At 72.2% G+C, this 16,825-nt stretch carries 16 protein-coding genes; 8 read left to right on the top strand and 8 right to left on the bottom strand.

Features of this window, described 5'->3' with window-relative positions; genetic code table 11:
- Nucleotides 1-80 precede the first annotated feature (80 nt).
- The gene (locus tag KU893_RS09005; RefSeq protein WP_218234003.1) at nucleotides 81-1,391 is read left to right on the top strand and encodes a hypothetical protein; all 1,311 of its coding nucleotides are present in this window, start codon (nucleotides 81-83) and stop codon (nucleotides 1,389-1,391) included.
- Between the two features lie 86 nt (nucleotides 1,392-1,477).
- Nucleotides 1,478-2,302 (top strand): hypothetical protein, encoded by an 825-nt coding sequence (locus KU893_RS09000; RefSeq protein ID WP_218234002.1) that lies wholly within the window; start codon nucleotides 1,478-1,480, stop codon nucleotides 2,300-2,302.
- A gap of 75 nt (nucleotides 2,303-2,377) precedes the next feature.
- On the opposite strand, the gene KU893_RS08995 is transcribed toward KU893_RS09000, so the two are convergent.
- Nucleotides 2,378-2,869 (bottom strand): type III secretion system chaperone family protein, encoded by a 492-nt coding sequence (locus KU893_RS08995; protein WP_218234001.1) that lies wholly within the window; start codon nucleotides 2,867-2,869, stop codon nucleotides 2,378-2,380.
- The gene (gene mshA, locus KU893_RS08990) at nucleotides 2,866-4,146 is read right to left on the bottom strand and encodes a D-inositol-3-phosphate glycosyltransferase (RefSeq protein WP_218234000.1); all 1,281 of its coding nucleotides are present in this window, start codon (nucleotides 4,144-4,146) and stop codon (nucleotides 2,866-2,868) included. The genes KU893_RS08995 and mshA overlap by 4 nt, the downstream gene beginning before the upstream one ends.
- A 115-nt stretch (nucleotides 4,147-4,261) precedes the next feature.
- Between mshA and KU893_RS08985 the strand changes: the two genes are divergently transcribed.
- Nucleotides 4,262-5,002, top strand: a complete 741-nt coding sequence (locus KU893_RS08985) for an SDR family oxidoreductase (protein WP_246592258.1) — start codon at nucleotides 4,262-4,264, stop codon at nucleotides 5,000-5,002.
- A 27-nt stretch (nucleotides 5,003-5,029) separates the two neighbouring features.
- Here the strand turns inward: KU893_RS08985 and KU893_RS08980 are convergent, their stop codons facing one another.
- Entirely contained in the window at nucleotides 5,030-6,130 is a 1,101-nt protein-coding gene (locus KU893_RS08980) for a nucleotidyltransferase family protein (RefSeq protein WP_218233998.1), read from the bottom strand.
- Nucleotides 6,131-6,394: 264 nt separating this feature from the next.
- Between KU893_RS08980 and KU893_RS08975 the strand changes: the two genes are divergently transcribed.
- The 3 genes from KU893_RS08975 to KU893_RS08965 are packed head-to-tail and all read left to right on the top strand — an operon-like array spanning nucleotide 6,395 to nucleotide 8,132.
- Nucleotides 6,395-6,829, top strand: a complete 435-nt coding sequence (locus KU893_RS08975; RefSeq protein ID WP_218234090.1) for a lasso peptide biosynthesis B2 protein — start codon at nucleotides 6,395-6,397, stop codon at nucleotides 6,827-6,829.
- 21 nt (nucleotides 6,830-6,850) lie between these two features.
- Nucleotides 6,851-7,885 (top strand): phosphoenolpyruvate carboxykinase (ATP), encoded by a 1,035-nt coding sequence (locus KU893_RS08970; protein ID WP_218233997.1) that lies wholly within the window; start codon nucleotides 6,851-6,853, stop codon nucleotides 7,883-7,885.
- A complete protein-coding gene (locus KU893_RS08965; RefSeq protein ID WP_218233996.1) occupies nucleotides 7,878-8,132 on the top strand; it encodes a PqqD family protein in 255 nt (84 codons plus the stop codon). The genes KU893_RS08970 and KU893_RS08965 overlap by 8 nt, the downstream gene beginning before the upstream one ends.
- Nucleotides 8,133-8,251: 119 nt before the next feature.
- Here the strand turns inward: KU893_RS08965 and KU893_RS08960 are convergent, their stop codons facing one another.
- Nucleotides 8,252-8,941 (bottom strand): aspartate/glutamate racemase family protein, encoded by a 690-nt coding sequence (locus KU893_RS08960; RefSeq protein WP_218233995.1) that lies wholly within the window; start codon nucleotides 8,939-8,941, stop codon nucleotides 8,252-8,254.
- 66 nt (nucleotides 8,942-9,007) lie between these two features.
- Between KU893_RS08960 and typA the strand changes: the two genes are divergently transcribed.
- Complete coding sequence (gene typA, locus KU893_RS08955) at nucleotides 9,008-10,912, top strand: translational GTPase TypA (protein WP_218233994.1); 1,905 nt, start codon at nucleotides 9,008-9,010, stop codon at nucleotides 10,910-10,912.
- Nucleotides 10,913-11,122: 210 nt separating this feature from the next.
- Here typA and KU893_RS08950 read toward each other — a convergent pair whose 3' ends face one another.
- The 3 genes from KU893_RS08950 to KU893_RS08940 all read right to left on the bottom strand — a co-directional run bounded on the left by KU893_RS08950 (nucleotide 11,123) and on the right by KU893_RS08940 (nucleotide 14,787).
- Nucleotides 11,123-11,890, bottom strand: coding sequence for an SDR family oxidoreductase (locus KU893_RS08950; protein WP_218233993.1), 768 nt, complete (start codon nucleotides 11,888-11,890; stop codon nucleotides 11,123-11,125).
- Nucleotides 11,891-12,060: 170 nt separating this feature from the next.
- Nucleotides 12,061-13,491, bottom strand: coding sequence for a phospholipase D-like domain-containing protein (locus KU893_RS08945; RefSeq protein WP_218233992.1), 1,431 nt, complete (start codon nucleotides 13,489-13,491; stop codon nucleotides 12,061-12,063).
- A 42-nt stretch (nucleotides 13,492-13,533) separates the two neighbouring features.
- On the bottom strand, nucleotides 13,534-14,787 hold the full coding sequence (locus KU893_RS08940; protein ID WP_257440670.1) for an MFS transporter: 1,254 nt from the start codon (nucleotides 14,785-14,787) through the stop codon (nucleotides 13,534-13,536).
- Nucleotides 14,788-14,869: 82 nt separating this feature from the next.
- Between KU893_RS08940 and KU893_RS08935 the strand changes: the two genes are divergently transcribed.
- Complete coding sequence (locus KU893_RS08935) at nucleotides 14,870-15,769, top strand: LysR family transcriptional regulator (RefSeq protein WP_218233991.1); 900 nt, start codon at nucleotides 14,870-14,872, stop codon at nucleotides 15,767-15,769.
- Here the strand turns inward: KU893_RS08935 and KU893_RS08930 are convergent.
- On the bottom strand, nucleotides 15,766-16,821 hold the full coding sequence (locus KU893_RS08930) for an NAD(P)-dependent alcohol dehydrogenase (RefSeq protein ID WP_218233990.1): 1,056 nt from the start codon (nucleotides 16,819-16,821) through the stop codon (nucleotides 15,766-15,768). The two genes, KU893_RS08935 and KU893_RS08930, sit on opposite strands and share 4 nt — an antisense overlap.
- Between the last annotated feature and the right edge of the window lie 4 nt (nucleotides 16,822-16,825).

Genomic DNA, 16,825 nt, shown 5'->3' with positions numbered 1-16,825 from the left:
GGAGTCGACCTTCTCGGGCCGCCCTTGGGTCGGGCCCGAGCCATCTCTGGAAGGACTCGGCCATCCGTCGCCTCGCGCTCGTGACCGCCTGCCTCATCGCCGCCAGTGGCCTCGCCACCCTTCCCCTCTCGACGCCGGCTCACGCCGACTCCCGCACGAAGAGCAACACCGCACCCATCGCGATCCCTGATGGGAACCACGCCTCCTCGGAGATGGAGGTGACGGGTCTCGGTGGGGTCGTGACCGATGTCAACGTCGTGGTGAACAACCTCTCCCACGCCTGGCCGGCCGACCTCGACCTCTACCTCCAGGGGCCGGAGGACGCCAACGCCATCGTGGCCCTCATGTCCGACGTGTGCGGCACGAGCTCGACCCCCCTCGTCGGCGCGACGCTGACCTTCGACGACGAGGCCGCTTCGCCGCTCCCCGGATCGGGCTGCGCGAGCGGCAGCTACCGGCCCGCCAACACGACCACGGTCGATGACGACCTGCCCAGCGCCGGCACGTGGCGGCCGACGCTCGCTGCCTTCGACGGGATCAACCCCAACGGGGAGTGGAGGCTGTGGGCCTACGACGACTCGGCGAACGTGGTCGGCACGATCCAGGGCGGCTTCACCGTGACCATCACGTCCAGCGGACCCACGCCCGCGATCAGCATCGGCCCCGATGACCACACGGTCGGGCCGGCCGGTCCCTACCCGTACCCGATCGCGATCGGTGACCGCCCCGGTGCCGTCACGGATGTCGACGTCGTGCTCAGCGGCGTCTCCCACACCTATCCCGACGACCTGGACGTCATGCTGGTCGGTCCGAGCGGGGCGTCGGTCGTCCTGACGTCCGAGGCCTGCGAGGACAAGGACGTCGTCGGCGTCACCTGGCGCTTCGACGACAGCGCCGCGGCTCCGCTGCCGAGCGACGGGCCCTGCGTCTCCGGGTCCTACCGCGTGGGGACCAATCCCGGTGCCCCGATGCCGGCTCCGGCCCCGACCGCGGCGAGTGGCATGTCGCTGGGTGTCTTCAACGGCGCCGCCGCCAACGGGACCTGGCGGCTGTTCGTCGCCGACCACTCGGGCGGCGACGCCGGCTACATCACCGGCGTCCAGCTCGAGGTCACGACGGACGCGCCGCCGGAGACCGCGATCACCGCCAAGCCGAAGAGGTCCACCGCCAAGCGCAAGGCCACCATCGCCTTCACCGCCACCGCGTTCGGTGCGGACAAGAGCCTCAGCTACCAGTGCAAGGTCGACAAGCGGAAGTGGAGGACCTGCGGCTCTCCGCTCAAGGTCCGCAAGCTCGCGGCTGGCAGGCACCAGGTGCAGGTCCGGGCCATCGACGGTGCCGGCAGGGTCGACCCGACGCCGGCCCTGGTGAAGTGGAAGGTGCGCCGCTGACGGGCGGCTGAGAACTCGACGTATCAGGGCCGGGGCTCCGCAGGTCTGGGGAAGGTCAGCTCCTCCCCCTCGGAAAGGTTCCAGCCATGCGCCGTCTCGCGCTGATGACCACAGGCGTCATCACCCTCGGAGGCCTCGCCGGCCTCGCCACCGCCACGCCCACCCAGGCGGCCGTCCGCACGGTCACCCACCCGCCGGCCGTCGTCGTGCCCGACGTCGGCAGCACCTCCGCGACGGTGGACGTCGCCAACCTGCCGGGCAGGATCACCGACGTCGACGTCGTGCTCACCAACGTCTTCCACACCTGGCCCGACGACCTCGACGTCTTCCTGCGCGCGCCGGGCTCCGACCGGGTGGTCCGCCTCATGTCGGACGTCTGTGGTTCGGGCGACCTGGTCGGAGTCACCTTGACCATCGACGACGACGCGGGGACGAGCCTGCCGGACAGCGCGGCCTGCCCGAGCGGTGCCTACCGCCCGAGCAACGTCGACGCGGTCGAGGTCGCACCTGCCGGGACGACCCTCGCCGACTCGCTGTCCGTCTTCGACGGCGGCAACGCCAACGGGACCTGGACGCTCATCGCGACCGACGACGCCGGCGGCGACACGGGCCAGCTCGCCGGCGGGTTCTCGGTGACGATCACCACCGACGACGCCCCGGGCATCACGACGATCACCAGCCGGCCGAAGAAGACCACCACGAAGCGCAAGGCGACCGTCGGCTTCGCGGCCGACAAGCCCAACGTCACCTTCCAGTGCAAGGTCGACGCCAAGGCTTGGAGGTCCTGCACCTCGCCGCTCACGCTCAAGCACCTCAAGCCCGGCAAGCACAAGGTCCGGGTCCGCTCGGTCGGCGAGTCCGGCCAGGTCGAGGCGACGCCGGCGCTGGTGAGGTGGCGGGTGCGCCGCTGAGTCAGCGTCGCACCGGTCCACCGGGGACACGGAGGCGGACCAGCCCGGCTGGTCCGCCTCCGGCCCGTCTGCGGCTCACGGCGTGGCGTCGGCCTCCAGCCAGCCCCGGAACGCCTCCAGGTTCGCGGTCGACTCGCCGCGCTCGATGCGCCACGCCCACTCCTTGCGAATGGACGACTCGAAGCCGAGCTCGAGGATCGTGTTGAACGCCTCGTCGGCGTAGGTCAGCACCGACCCGAGCAACCGGTCGAGGTCCTCAGGAGTGACCGACGACAGCGGCAGCCGGGCGTCGAGGTAGATGTCGCCGTGGTGGTCGATGCCGAACGCGACGGCGTACATCTTCATGTTGCGCTCGAGCAGCCAGCGGTAGACGCGCTCGAACTCCTCGTCGGGGCGCCGGCACACGAAGGCGTGCACGCCGAGCGCGTGGGGGCCGAGGTCGAGCCGGACCGGCGTCTGCAGCTTCTTCTCCCCCGGGAGCGAGAAGCTGAACGTGCCCTCCTCGGTCTCCTCGAACCCGATCTCGTTGTCCTCGAGCCAGGTACGTACGACGTCCGCAGGACTCATCCGACGCGGGCCTCCTGTCGCAGGAGCGCGTGGGCGCGCTCGTAGACCTCCACGGTGTGGGCGGCGGTCGCCTCCCACGAGAACTGACGGGCCTGCTCGAGCGCGCCGGCCGCGAGCCGGTCGCGGTAGCCGGCGTCGGCGACCACCCGCTCCAACGCGAGCGCCCAGTCGTGGGGCTCGTGGGTGTCGACGAGCAGTCCGCTGCGCCCGTCGCGGACGACGGTGGTGAGGCCGCCGACGGCCGCGGCGACGACGGGGGCGCCGGACGCCTGGGCCTCGGCGGCGACCAGGCCGAAGGACTCGTTGTAGGACGGGACGGCGACCAGGGTGGCGGCGGAGTACCAGCCGGCGAGCTCGTGCTGCGGCACCGGGGGCACGAACCGCACCACGTCGTCGATGCGCAGCTCGGCAGCCAGGTTGGCCAGCGCGGCCGGGCGCTCCAGGCCACTGCCGGACGGCCCGCCCACGACGGGTACGACGAGCCGCGGGCGCAGGTCCGGGCGCCGCACCAGCAGCTCGGCGACCGCACGCAACAGCACGTCGGGCGCCTTGAGCGGCTGGATCCGGCCCGCGAACAGCAGGACCAGGGCGTCGTCGGCGAGGTCGCGCTCACGTCGCGCACGGGCCCGGTCGGCCGGCGTGAGGGGCCGGAAGACCTCGGTGTCGACACCGGGGTGGACGACCTCGACCCGGCCCGGGTCGGCGTCGTACAGGTTGATCAGCTGCTTGGCCTCGAGGTCGGTGTTGGCGATGAGCACGTCGGCGGCCTCGACCACCTGCTCCTCCCCGATCAACCGGGCCTGCGGCTCGGGGGTGTCGCCGGCGGCGAGCGCCTCGTTCTTGACCTTGGCCATCGTGTGCATCGAGTGCACCAGCGGCACGCCCCACCGGTCACGCGCGAGGGCGCCGACCTGGCCGGAGAGCCAGTAGTGGGAGTGGACGACGTCGAAGTGGCCGGCCGGGTGGGCGGCCTCGGCACGCAGCACCTCGCGCGCGAACACGCACAGCTGGCCGGGCAGCTGGTCCTTCGTCAGCCCCTCGAACGGACCGGCGTGCACGTTGTGCACGGTGACGCCGTCGCGGACGTGGACCACCGGGTCGAGCCGGGAGCTGGTGGCGCGGGTGAAGATGTCGACCGCGGTGCCCTGCTCGGCCAGGCGCCGGGCCAGCTCGACGACGTAGACGTTCATGCCGCCCGCGTCCCCCGTGCCCGGCTGGTCGAGCGGCGAGGTGTGCAGGCTGATCATGGCGACGCGGCCGATCGCCGTCTCCCCCATCCGCGCCTCCTGCTGCTCGTCTGCTGCTCGTCTGCCGGTCCTCGGGACCTGTTCCCGGTCAGTCGGACAACCCTGCCAGTGTGCCCGGCATTCCCGATCCACCAAGATGGGGTCCATGACCTCCCGTCTCGCCGTCGTGACCGGTGCCTCCAGCGGCATCGGTGCCGCCACCGCGCGCCACCTGGCCCGGGAGGGCTTCGAGGTGATCTGCGCGGCCCGCCGCGCGGAGCGGATCGAGGCCCTCGCCGCCGAGATCGGCGGCCGGGCCGTCGTCTGCGACGTGACGTCCGCAGCGTCCGTGGCCGGGCTGGCCGAGGCGGTCGGCCCGCGGCTCGACGTGCTCGTCAACAACGCCGGCGGGGCCTTCGGCCTCGGGCCGGTCGCCGAGGCGGACGCCGACGAGTGGCGCCGGATGTACGAGGTCAACGTGCTCGGCCTGATGCAGGTGACCAAGGCGCTGCTGCCGGCCCTGGTGGCCAGCGGCGCCGGGGTGATCGTCAACGTGGGCTCGACGGCCGGCCGCATCGCCTACGAGGGCGGCGCGGGCTACACCGCCGCCAAGCACGGCACCAAGGTCGTCACCGAGACGCTGCGCCTCGAGCTGTTCGACCAGCCGGTCCGGGTCTGCGAGGTGGCGCCGGGGATGGTGCGCACCGAGGAGTTCGCCCTGACCCGCTTCGAAGGCGACCAGGCCCGCGCCGACGCGGTGTACGCCGGCGTCCCCGACCCGCTGGTGGCCGACGACGTCGCGGACGCGATCACCTGGGTCGCCACCCGGCCACCGCACGTCAACATCGACGAGCTGGTGATCAAGCCGCGCGCCCAGGCCGCACAGCACAAGGTGCACCGGGTCTGAGACCCGGCTCGCCGCCACCGGCCGGCGTCAGCGGCGCACCAGCCGCTGGGCGCGCAGCGCGAAGGCGCGCGGCACCCCGCCCCAGGCGGTGGCCGAGCGGACCGGCAGGGCCGCGTGCGGGGGCAGCACGAGCGTGACCGCCACCTGCTGGAGGTCGCGCGGGCGTCGTACGGCCGCCATGCCGTTGCGGACCTCCCGGGCGGTCCCGGCGCCACCGAAGACCGCGATCGGCAGCTCGTGGTGGGCGCGGGCGCGGGCCAGCGCGGCGTCGGGGATCCGGTCGATCGCGGCGAGCACCCGGTCCGGGACCGTGGCCGGCAGGCCGACCGTCGCGCGGGCAGCGGCCAGCGAGGTGAGCGCGGGGCCGGGCAGCTCCTGCGCGAACACCGCGGGGTCGCGAGCCAGACGGCGCAGGTCGACGAGGGTGCGCAGCCAGATCCAGCCCTCGCGGTGCCCGGCCAGGTGTCGGAACGCGTCAGCGGGCGCGAGGGTGGGGACCTGCGTGCCGCCCACCGCGACCGTCGTGGCGCGGGCCAGCAGGTCCGGCGTCTCCGGCTGCGCGCCGGGCATGGCGTCGAGGCGCCAGTGCAGGTCGACGTCGGCGCCCGCGCCGAGATAGGTCAGCGTGTGGCCCCAGCGCTGCACGTGACGCCACGCCCACATCTCCGGCTCGATCCGGCCCTGCTCGTGCAGCGCCCACCCGGATCCGGTGAGCAGCCGGTGCGCCTCGGCAGCGGCCTCGGGCCGGACCAGCAGGTCGACGTCACCGGCGCCCCGCGCGTCGGGGCGGCCGGTCGTCAGCACGGACAACGCGATCCCCTTGAACACCAGGGACTCGACGCCCGCGGCGTCGAGCAGCCGCCAGGCACGCACCGTCTCGAAGGTGTGCACCAGGTGGCGCTGCCGGGACCCGGCAAGCATCGCGTCCAGCACCCGGACCACCTCACCCGGCAGGCCCAGCTCGCCCGCACGGGAGCGGAGCAGCTCGGGGACCCGGTGCCGCCGTACCCCGTCGAGGAGGTCGCGGGCGGTGACGTCACCGAGCGGAACCGGATCGACGGCGTGCCCCTCCTCCGCCTCCAGCGCACCGCTCACCAGGCGGCAGAGCAGGTCGAGTGCGGCGCTCACAGCGCGAGGGTGGCACGCAGCGCCGTACCGGCGTCGGGGAACACCGGCGCACGGAAGGTTAAAATCGTGTGAACCGCCTGCGCGGTCGTGTCCTCCGGGCCCACAGTTGCGTTGCACCGCTGACGGAGCACTCCCTCCCTTCGTCCTGCACCCCTTTGGAGCTCACATGAAGCCGACCTATGTTGCACCCGTCCTGGAGACCCTGAGCGTCACGGCGACCCAGGGCATCGACATCGACATCGACATCTCCCTCGGGCTCGGCAGCTGACCTCTGCGAGGTTCGGTCTTGCCACGGCACTCGCGTGGTGCCTGCTGGGTGCCACGCGGCTGCTGACGGTCGTCCTGCCGTTCGCTGCGGTCCGTCGCCTGCTCGGCGAACCCACCGCACCGGACACAGCAGGGCCCCCGGCGCCTCCGGACGCGTCCGAACGAGAACTCGCACGCGCCCGGGCGGTCGGGCGGGCGGTCCGGTATGCCGCCACGCGGACGCCGTGGACGTCCGACTGCTACCCGCAGGCCCTGACCGCGCGCATCCTGCTGCGCGGCGCACGGGTGCCGCACACCGTCGTGTTCGGCCTGCTGCGCGATGACGCCGGCGAGCTCCTCGCGCACGCCTGGGTGAGGGTCGGCACCGTCACCGTCACCGGTGGCTCCGTGCGCAGCTGGACCCCGGTCGGCAGCTTCAGCTGGCATCCCTAGTCCCCCGATCCCCCATCCCCTATGTACGCCGGATACGGACTCCTCATCGACAGCGAGCTCGCGCTGCCCGACCTGGCGCCGGCGCCCGCTTCTCCGGGCGCCGCCATCCGTCCCGACGTCCGTCCCGACGTCCGTCCCGCCATCCGTCCCGATGTCCGACCCGACGTCCGGGTCCGGGTCGGAGCGGTCGCCCCACCGTCGGCCGACGCCGTCCCCCTCCCGCTCGGGCTGTGGGTCGACGGGGAGCGGATCGGGATCGACGTCCCCGACGTCGGGCGCTACGTCTGCGAGCACGGCTCGCAGATCACGGTCGAGCCCGCCCCTGCCGCCACCCCCGAGGCGCTGCGGCTGTTCCTGCTCGGCTCCGCGTTCGGCTGCCTGCTGACCCAGCGCGGCCTGCTCGTCCTGCACGGCAACGCCTTCGTCGTCGACGGCGCCTGCGCGGTGGTGCTGGGGCACTCCGGGGCCGGGAAGTCGACGCTGGCCGCCGAGATGCACCGCCGCGGTCACCTCGTCCTCAGCGACGACGTGGTGCCCGTCGACGCCGCCGGCCGCGCGTTGCCCGGCTGGCCGCGGATCAAGCTCTGGCAAGACGCCCTCGACCGGCTCGGCGTCCCGTCGTCCGGCCTGGACCGGGTCGATGGCCGGTTCGCCAAGTTCCACGTGCCGCTGGACCGTCCCGCTCCCGGGGGACCGGCGCCGATGCCGGTCCGGTGGATCTACGTCCTCGACCGGCACGACGGCCCGCTGCGCGTCGTACCCGTGACGGGGGCGGCAGCCTTCGCCAGCCTCCACGAGCACAGCTACCGCAACGAGATCCTCGTCGGCGACCTGCGGCGTACCCACCTCGCCCGCAGCGCCGACCTGGCCCGCACCGCCCGCCTGGCGCGGGTCGATCGCCCTCGCGGCGTCGACTCGGTCGCGTCGTCCGCCGACGCGATCCTCGCCGACATCGCCTCCACCAGCACCCCCGACGCGCCCACGGGTCGGCGCGCGCCCAACCGAGAGGAGCAGCAGCATGCGACGAGCAGCCCGGCCAGAGCGGTGGATGCGTGACCCCGCCCTCCACGCCGTCGAGATGGGCGAGGAGTTCGTGATGATGGGCCTCGCCCAGGGCGAGTACTACTCCGTCAAGGGGGTGGCCGCGACGCTGTGGCGCCACCTCGCCGAGCCCCACGACCTCGCCGAGCTGTGCACCGCCGTCGCCGAGGAGTACGACGTCACCGCCGAGGCCTGCCGCGGCGACGTCGAGGCCTTCCTCGCCCAGCTGCGCGACAAGCGGATGGTGCTCGCCGCGCCGTAGGGCGCCCCATCCGCACCAGCGGTCACACCGGGGACGCACTTCATGCGCTGGTCAGGGGTTGCACCCCTGACCAGCGCAGGGATCCCCGGATGTCCGGGGATCCCTGCAGCCGGCGCCGCTCAGGCCAGCGCGCGATCCAGCGCGGCCGTGACGTGCAGCGTGGTGCACGGGAACACGGGGATCTCGGAGTCCGCCTGGCGGATGAGCAGCTCGAGCTCGGAGCAGCCGAGGATGACGCCGCCGGCGCCGGCGTCCCACGCCTCGCTGATCATGCCGACCACGGCACGGCGGGAGTCGTCGACGACCTTCCCGTGCACCAGCTCGTCGTAGATGATCCGGTTCAGCTCGTCGTGGTGCGCGAGGTCGGGGACGAGGACCTCGAGGCCGTGGCTGGCGATCCGGTCGGTGAAGAAGGTGCGCGACATCGCGAACTTGGTTCCGAGGAGCGCGACGCTCTGCACACCCTCGGCCTTGCAGGCCTCCGCGACGACGTCGCCGAGGTGCAGCAGCGGGATCGAGACGGCGTCCTGGACCTGCTCGGCGACCCGGTGGAAGGTCGTGGTGCACAGCATCAGGAAGTCGGCGCCGGCCCGCTCGACCGACTGCGCAGCCTCGCGCAGGATGACGGCGACGCCGTCCCAGTCCTCGGCCTCCTGCAGCTCGGTGACCTCCGCGAAGTCGACAGACGCCATCACGGTCTTCGCCGAGTGGAAGCCGCCCAGACGCTCCTCGACGCCGCGGTTCAGCGCCTCGTAGTACGCCGCACTGCTCTCCCAGGACATGCCGCCGACGAGGCCGATGGTCTGCATGGGCAGAGTCTAGGGTCATCGCGACGATGCGAGGGGGACGGTCCGACGCCAGTAGGCTGAACCCTCGTGTCCCAGACTCGTCGTACCGATCTCCGCAACGTCGCCATCGTCGCCCACGTCGACCACGGCAAGACGACCCTCGTCGACGCGATGCTGCACCAGGCCGGTGCCTTCAGCGCCCACCAGGCCGAAGGCGTCGCCGAGCGCGTGATGGACTCGGGTGACCTCGAGCGCGAGAAGGGCATCACCATCCTCGCGAAGAACACCGCGGTGCACTACCGCGGCCCCTCCGCGCAGGAGATGGCCAACGGCGACATGGTCATCAACATCATCGACACCCCCGGCCACGCCGACTTCGGTGGCGAGGTCGAGCGCGGCCTGTCGATGGTCGACGGCATCGTGCTGCTGGTCGACGCGTCCGAGGGCCCGCTCCCCCAGACCCGCTTCGTGCTGCGCAAGGCGCTCAACGCCGACATGCCGGTGATCCTCGTGGTCAACAAGACCGACCGTGGCGACGCCCGGATCGACGAGGTCGTCGACGAGACCTACGAGCTGTTCATGGACCTGCTCGACGACTCGCACAGCCAGGACGCGCTCGACTTCCCGGTCGTCTTCGCCTCGGGCAAGGCCGGCATCGCCTCGCTCACCAAGCCGGAGAACGGCACGCTGCCCGAGGGCAGCGACCTCGAGCCGCTCTTCCGGACCATCCTGGAGACCATCCCGGCGCCGGAGTACGACGACGAGGCGCCCCTGCAGGCCCACGTCACCAACCTCGACGCCTCCCCCTTCCTGGGTCGCCTCGCGCTGCTGCGCATCAAGCAGGGCAACCTGCGCAAGGGCCAGAACGTCGCGTGGATCAACCGCGACGGCGTGACCAAGAACGTCAAGATCACCGAGCTCCTCATCACCGAGGGCCTCGAGCGCAAGCCCGGCGAGTCCGCCGGCCCCGGTGACATCGTCGCCGTCGCCGGCATCCCGGACATCACCATCGGCGAGACCCTCGCCGACCCGGAGAACCCGATCGCGCTGCCGCTCATCCACGTCGACGAGCCGGCCATCTCGATGACCATCGGCACCAACACCTCCCCGCTCGTGGGCAAGGGCGGCAAGGGCCACAAGGTCACCGCCCGCCTGGTCAAGGACCGCCTCGACTCCGAGCTGATCGGCAACGTGTCGCTCCGCGTCCTGCCCACCGAGCGTCCCGACGCCTGGGAGGTCCAGGGCCGTGGCGAGCTGGCGCTGGCGATCCTGGTCGAGCAGATGCGCCGCGAGGGCTACGAGCTGACCGTCGGCAAGCCGCAGGTGGTCACCCGCGAGATCGACGGCAAGGTGCACGAGCCGTTCGAGCGCCTCACCATCGACGCCCCCGAGGAGTTCCTCGGCACCATCACCGAGCTCCTCGCCAACCGCAAGGGCCGGATGGAAGGCATGACCAACCACGGCACCGGCTGGGTCCGCATGGAGTTCGTCGTCCCCGCCCGCGGCCTGATCGGCTTCCGCACCGACTTCCTCACCGAGACCCGCGGCACCGGCATCGCACACTCGATCTCCGAGGGCTACTTCCCGTGGGCCGGCGAGATCCGCAGCCGCCAGTCCGGCTCGCTGGTCGCCGACCGCTCGGGTGCCGCGACGGCGTACGCCATGACGTCGCTGCAGGAGCGCGGCGTGCTCTTCGTCGAGCCGTCGACCGAGGTCTACGAGGGCATGATCGTCGGCGAGAACTCCCGCGCCGACGACATGGACGTCAACATCACCAAGGAGAAGCAGCAGACCAACATCCGGTCCGCCACCTCCGACAACTTCGAGAAGCTCATCCCGCCGAAGAAGCTCTCGCTCGAGCAGTGCCTGGAGTTCTGCCGCGAGGACGAGTGCGTGGAGATCACGCCCGAGACCGTGCGCATCCGCAAGGTCAACCTCGACGCCAACGAGCGCGCCAAGGCCGCCAGCCGCGCGAAGAAGGCGAACCGGTAGGTCCCGGCTCGTCGTCGTACGGCGGCGAGAACGTTCCAGACCCCGCCCCGGGCTTCTCGGGCGGGGTCTGGCGTTTCGGTGGCCCCTGTTCGTTCGATCGAACGATCCGGGGGACCTACGTCCCGCCAACTCCCCCGATCCGTTCGATCGAACGATCCGGCGGGAAGAAGGCGGGGTCAGCCGAGCCGCTCGATCCCCATCGCCTCGCGCTCAGGCGTTGGGGGTGTGCTGGAGGAAGGCGGGCCACTCGCCGCCACCGTCGACGTTGAGGACGGCGCCGGTGATGTGGGTAGCCAGCGGCGAGGACAGGAACACGCAGGCCTGCCCGACCTCGAGCGGCGTGGCGAAGACGCCCCGCGGGATGGTGGCGGCGACGCGCGCGAACTGCTCCGCGTCGCCGTAGTGGTCGGCCGAGCCCGGGGTCTCGACGAGCCCGCAGCTGACCGCGTTCACGCGGACCTCCGGGGCCCATTCGACGCCGAGGCTGGCGGTGAGGCTCTCGAGGGCGGCCTTGGCGGCGCCGTACACCGCGGTGCCGGGGCTGGAGCGCCGGGCGGAGATCGAGGTGATGTTGACCATCGAGCCGCCGGCCTGCTTCAGGTGCGGGCGCACCGCGAGCCCGACGTAGACCGCGGACATGAAGTTGAGGTCGTTGATCTTGGCGTGGAAGCGCGGCGACGCGGCGTCGAACTGAGCGAAGGGCGCGCCGCCGGCGTTGTTCACCGCGACGTCGACGCGTCCGCGGCGGCGTACGACGTCCTCGACCCAGGCGGCGACCTCGTCGGCCTCGCGCACGTCGACGGGCGAGAAGTGCACCACGCGACCGTCGTGCTCGCGCAGCGACCCGGGCGTGCTCCGACCGCAGATCTCCACGGTCGCACCGGCCTCGAGGTAGGCCTGGACGATGCCGTCGCCCACACCTCGGCCGCCGCCGGTCACGAGGACCACCTGACCGGTCATGTCGATGCTGTACGCCACGGAATCCCTTTCGCCGTCCCCCGACCGGGGATCATAGAGCAGGGTACCAAGCAAGTGCTAGGTTGACCGAGCTCGGCGGGAACCCGCGGCGAGCCGAACGCGAGAGCGCCGCCGCGGTCCGTGTTGGCACGGACCACGGCGGCGCTCTCGCGTGGCTCAGCGGGCCCGGGTCAGGAGAGCTCCGCCTCGAGCTCGTGGAAGGGGTAGTCCTTCGGGCCGAGGTAGCGGGAGTTGCGGTCGGCGACGCCGCCGCGGGGACGCGGCGTCGGGTCGGGGTCGGCCGAGTTCACGTAGTTGCTCAGCGTCCGCGGGGCCTCGCGGTAGATCAGGTCGACATGGTCGACGTACTTCTGCGTCATGGCCGCGTCGTCGCGGATGATGATGTTCTCCTCGTCGGAGTGCCACCCGAGCCGGGTCCAGTTCTCGCTGCTCGACAGCACGACGTTGCCGTCGGGGCGGCCGTCGACGTTGCCCTGGACGGCGAGCCCCTTCATGTGGACGTAGCGGTCCTTGAACTTGTTGGCGGTCAGACCGGTGATGTAGACCATCTGCTTGGCCCGCATCCCGCGCAGGATGCCACGGATGTGGCGCTGCATCATCATGAAGACGATCTCCACGTCACAGCCCTGACGGTCGAGCTGACGGACCTTCCGGGCGATCCGGGCGCCGCGCTCCTCGCCCCACACCGCGTTGGCGACCCGCACCTTGGTGCGCCCGCTGGCCGTGTTGGTCGCGCCCGTGCACTGCACCTTGTTGAGCACGCTCAGCGCCGGGTCCACCTCGCCCTTGTGGGGCGCGAACATCGTGGTGATGTTCCCGGTGGTGAACCTCAGCGCCGGGAAGTTCCGGTCCTGGATCGCCTGGTTCCACATCTGCATCCAGCCGTCGTAGAGCGGCTGGTTCTCGGTGACGGTGGTCCAGTCGTTGAACTGCTGGACGGCGGCGGCGCCGGTGAGGTTGCCCGAGCCCTGCATCACGATCCAGTTGGTCGCGCCCGAGCGGCTGACCAGCATCAGCTTGGAGTGCATCGAGCCGCGCTTGCCGCGGCAGGTCTGCCGGCAGGTCCGGATCCAGCTCTTCAGCTCCTCCGGTCGCCCCTTGTTGCCGCGGGAGAAGGCGCGCTGCACCATCGGGTAGGAGCGAGCCAGGTTGCGGCCCTGCGAGCGCGCCAGGCCGCGCGACATGATGATCTGCACTGTGACACCGCGCTCGTGGGCCCGGATGAACCGATGGGCGAGGTAGGGCGAGTCGAAGTTCCAGGTGATCACCCGCACCGTCGCGCCGGCGGGGACGTTGCGCAGGGTCGCGGCGATCTTGTGGTGGATCTTGCCGCGTTGGCCGTTACGGAACGGGTGGTTGAAAGTGATGCCGGGCGTCACGACGTACGCCGGGTTCGGCTTGCGGCCCGCCGCCACCGACGGTGCCGCTGCGCGCGCAGCAGCCGGCGCGGCAGCCGGCGTCACGGCGGGTGCCGCCTGGGCCGGCGCCAGGACGCCCTGGCCGGCGACCAGCACGCTCGTCGCGAGCAGCAGGGCCAGACCCGCCGCGACCCGCGCCCGCGCCCCTCGCCCGCGCGCCGCGATCCCCCACGAATTCGCCACGATCACCCATTCCTCTACGTCGGCCAAGCTGTCGCAGGGACCCTACCCAAGGACAGGGAGGGGCGAACCCGGAAGCACGGGGATCCGTCGCAACCGCACGGTCGCGGCGCCCGCAACGGCCAGCAGGGTGAGAGCAAGGGCACACACCCCCGCCCAGCCGTACCACGACCAGGCGCTGCCCCCGAGGCTGCCGAACACCGAGGAACCGACGTAGTAGGCGCACAGGTAGAAGGCCGCCGCCTGGCTCGCACTGGCCCCCGCGAGGTGGGCCCGGACGGCGACCCAGCCGCTGGCGAGACCGTGCATGACGAAGAAGCCGGCGGTCAGGCAGGCGAGGCCGAGCACGACCGCGGTCAGGGACGGGAGCACGGTGAGCGCCACGCCGAGGACCGCGAGGGCGCACCCCGAGGGCAGCACTGCGCGCCGCCCGAGACGGTCGGCCAGCGCGCCGGACACGGTCGCGCTGACCGTGCCCAGCGGGTAGACCAGGTAGAGCAGGCTGATCGTGCCCAGGCCGAGATGGAACGGCGCGGCGGTCAGCCGGAAGCCGAGCGCGTTGAAGACGGCGACCAGGGTCCCGACCGCGCACGCTCCAAGCAGGTAGAGGCTGCGCAGCGCCGGGTCCGTGAGTGCCGCCCGGGCCATGCCACGCAGCCGGGTGGCGCCGCGCGGACGCGGGGTGAAGTTGCGAGAGGCGGGCAGTGCGAGGCTCACCGCGACGGCGCAGCCGAGCGCGAACACGGCCGCGCTGGCCATCGCCCAGCGCCAGTCGGCGAGGTCGGCCACGGGCGCGGTCAGCAGGCGTCCGGCCATGCCGCCGAGCGCCGTCCCCCCGATGTAGAGGCCGGTGGCCTTCGCGAGGGCGCTCGGGTGCAGCTCCTCGCGCAGGTACGCCGTCGCGACGGCCGGAAGCCCGGCGAGCACGACCCCCTCGAGCAGCCGCAGGCCCAGGAAGGCGTGCCAGGACGGGGCGAACGGCGTCAGGCAGGCCACGAGGGTCGCGGCCCAGGTCGAGCCGAGGATCAGCGGCGTGCGGCCGACGACCTCGGACGCCGGGCCGGCGACCAGCAGGCCGAGCGCGAGACCCGCGGTCGTCAGCGACATGCTCAGCGTCGCCTGGGTCGGGCTGACCCGGAAGGTCGCGTGAAGCGCCGGCAGCAGCGCCTGGGTGGCGTAGAGGAGGACGAACGTCGCCATGCCGGCGGCGAACATCGCCGCCATGATCCGCCGGTAGCCGGCGCTGCCGGGCGCGTGCCCTCCGGCCCCGGGTCGCTCACGGGCTGCCTGCGTGCTCACCGGGTCCAGGTTCCGCCGATCCCCTGGATACGTCCAATGTCTAGAACGTCGATCCTCGATACGTCTTGCGTATGATGCCGGGATGTTGGTGCGCGACCTGGAGTGGATCGTGGCGCTGGCCGACCACGAGCACCTCACCGAGACAGCGGCCGTGCTGCGCGTCAGCCAGCCGACGCTCTCGCGTGCACTGGCCCGGGTCGAGGAGGAGCTGGGCGTGCGCCTGTTCGAGCGGGTTCCCCACGGCCTGGTCACCACGCCCGACGGCGAGCTGGTCGTCACCACCGCCCGGGACCTGCTCACCCGCTACCAACAGCTGCGCCACGAGCTCGAGGCCCGCCACGACCCCGACCGCGGCACGGTCCGGCTGGCGTTCCTCGACTCGATGGCCACCTCCCTGGTCCCCCAGGTCCTGCGCGGCTTCCACGAGCAGGCTCCCCTGGTCCGCGTGGAGCTGACCCAGGAGCCGAGCCACGACATGATGCGCGACCTCGCCACCGGCGCGGCCGAGCTCGCGATCATGTCGGCGCGGCCGACCGGGGACTTCGCCTGGGCGCCGCTCCAGGAGGAGCGCCTGGTCGCGGTCGTCTCCCCGGGCCACCGGCTGCGGGAACGCAAGCAGGTCGACCTGGCCGAGCTGGCCGACGACGACCTGGTGACCACGCCGCCCGGGTTCGGCCACAGCTCCCTGGTCGACGGCCTGCTCAGCGACGCCGGCGCCGCGCCCGCCGTGTCCTTCGAGAGCGCCGACCTCGCCACCATCGAGGGCCTCGTCGCCGCGGGTCTCGGCTTCGCCATCGTCCCGGAGCACATCGCGGGCGTCTCCGGGACGATCGCGCTGCGGATCAGGAACCCGCGTGCCCGGCGGACCATCGGCCTCACCTGGCGCACGGACCGCCCGCTCGCCCCCGTTGCGGCGCGGTTGCGCGATCACGTCGTCGCGCACGCGCCGTACGGGAGACCGGGCGTCGGCGCTGCGACCTAGCGGATCGTCGCGGCGTCGATGACGAAGCGGTAGCGCACGTCGGAGGCCAGCACGCGCTCGTAGGCCTCGTTGACGGCGTCGGCGGCGATCACCTCGATCTCGGAGCCGATGCCGTGCTCGGCGCAGAAGTCGAGCATCTCCTGGGTCTCGGCGATGCCGCCGATCATCGAGCCGGCCAGCGTGTGCCGCCCGTAGATCAACGACATCGGCGCGACGTTGAACGCGCGCGGCGGGGCGCCGACGTTGACCAGGGCGCCGTCGACGGCGAGCAGGCGGAGGTAGGCGTTGACGTCGAGGCTCACGCTGACGGTGCTCAGCAGGAGGTCGAACTCCCCGGCCAGCCGGTCGAAGGTCGCCGGGTCGGACGTCGCGTAGTAGTGGTCGGCGCCGAGGCGCTCGGCGTCCTCCTGCTTCTTCAGCGACTGCGAGAGCACGCTCACCTCCGCGCCCATCGCGTGGGCGAGCTTGACCGCCATGTGCCCGAGGCCGCCGAGCCCGAGGACCGCCACCTTCTTGCCCGGGCCGGCCGCCCACCGCTTCAGCGGTGAGTACGTCGTGATGCCGGCGCACAGCAGCGGCGCGGCAGCCGCGGGGTCGAGGCCCTCGGGCACCGACAGCACGAAGTCGGCGTCGACGACGACGTGCGTCGAGTAGCCACCCTGGGTCGTGGAGCCGTCACGGTCGGTGGCGGCGTAGGTCCCCACGCTGCCGTTGAGGCAGAACTGCTCGTCGCCGCGCCGGCAGTTGACGCACTCGCGGCACGCGTTGACCAGGCAGCCGACCCCGACCCGGTCACCGACCTGATGGCGGGTGACGGCGTCGCCGACCTCGGCGACCGTGCCGACGATCTCGTGGCCGGGCACGACCGGGAACGGCTGCGGCCCCCAGTCGCCGCTGACGGTGTGGATGTCGGAGTGACAGATGCCGGCGTACTCGATCGTGATGAGGACGTCGTTGGCCCCGACCTCACGGCGCTCGATGGTGGTCCGGGCCAGCGGCTCGCCGCGGTCCGGGGCCGCCCAGGCGGCGACATGGGTGCGGTCGTAGGTCATGGTC

It is taken from the genome of Nocardioides daeguensis, from assembly GCF_019192965.1.
Classification (GTDB): Bacteria; Actinomycetota; Actinomycetes; order Propionibacteriales; family Nocardioidaceae; genus Nocardioides; species Nocardioides daeguensis.
The sequence above is the reverse complement of the archived record's forward strand: the minus strand, read 5'-3'. Positions and strand labels throughout refer to the sequence as shown.